Source organism: Empedobacter sp. GD03865 (genome assembly GCF_029840775.1).
Classification (GTDB): domain Bacteria; phylum Bacteroidota; class Bacteroidia; order Flavobacteriales; family Weeksellaceae; genus Empedobacter; species Empedobacter falsenii_B.
The window spans coordinates 1-994 of the sequence record NZ_JAOCDF010000076.1; the positions used below are offsets into that span (position 1 = coordinate 1).

1 protein-coding gene and 1 pseudogene are annotated in these 994 nt (G+C 32.2%); one reads left to right on the forward strand and one right to left on the reverse strand.

Features of this window, described 5'->3' with window-relative positions; translation table 11 throughout:
• Positions 1–392: U32 family peptidase (locus N5D46_RS14685; RefSeq protein ID WP_280050444.1), on the reverse strand; the 392-nt coding region annotated here is incomplete at its 3' end.
• Between the two features lie 153 nt (positions 393–545).
• On the opposite strand from N5D46_RS14685, the pseudogene N5D46_RS14690 reads away from it, so the two are divergent.
• Positions 546–994: pseudogene (locus N5D46_RS14690) on the forward strand (RNA methyltransferase); the annotation flags it as partial.

A 994-nucleotide genomic window follows, 5' to 3' on the forward strand; every position in this document is an offset into this window, starting at 1 on the left:
AATTTTACTGTTTCGATATTCGTAACGTTAATTTGTGTCGAAATATGAATCTCAATCCCAATTTGTCTTGCATAGGCAATAACAGATTGATCCATCGCAATAACAGCGGTAATTTTCGCTTCTTTTGCTTTGTCCAACAAGTTTTTGATTAAAGATAAATCGTGATCGTATATAATTGTATTTAAAGTAAGGTAAGAACGCACACCTTTTTCCTCACAACGTTTTACGATTTCTGGTAAATCGTCCATTGTAAAGTTTATTGATGCTCTCGCACGCATATTCAACTGCTCAACTCCGAAATATACAGAATCAGCTCCATTATCTAAAGCTGCTTGTAACGATTCGAAATTCCCAGCAGGAGCCATCAACTCCATTTTTCCATCTTTGGTCATACGAAAATTCTGATTTTAAGGTGCAAAGGTACAAAAAATATAAGTTTATACTGAATATAAATTAAATATGATTGAAAATGAGTTTTTTAACTGATAAAAATGTTAAATGAAAATTCTATATTTTTTTGACTGAAAAAGAATTAATTTTGCAAAATGTTAATAGAGAGTCTTCAGAATCCAAGGATTAAAAACTTGCTGAAATTGCAAGAAAAATCAAGAGAACGTAAAAATCAAGGTTTATTTATTGTGGAAGGAACACAAGAAAATGAATTGGCTGTAAAAGGTGGTTACGAAGCGGTTGAAATTTATATTTGCGAAGATATTTATAACAAATCAATAGATTTTGGACAAGCAAAAGTATTTACAATTACCAAACAAGTTTTTGAGAAGCTTGCGTATAGAAAATCGACAGGCGGAATTATTGGTGTCTATAACACGAAATCTTCGACATTGACAGATTTACAATTACCAGAAAATGCATTGGTTGTTGTTTTGGAAGCGGTAGAAAAGCCTGGAAATCTTGGTGCAGTTTTAAGAACTGGAGATGGAGCAAACGTAGATGCTGTAATTGTTTGTGATGAAACAGTTGATTTTTTCAATCC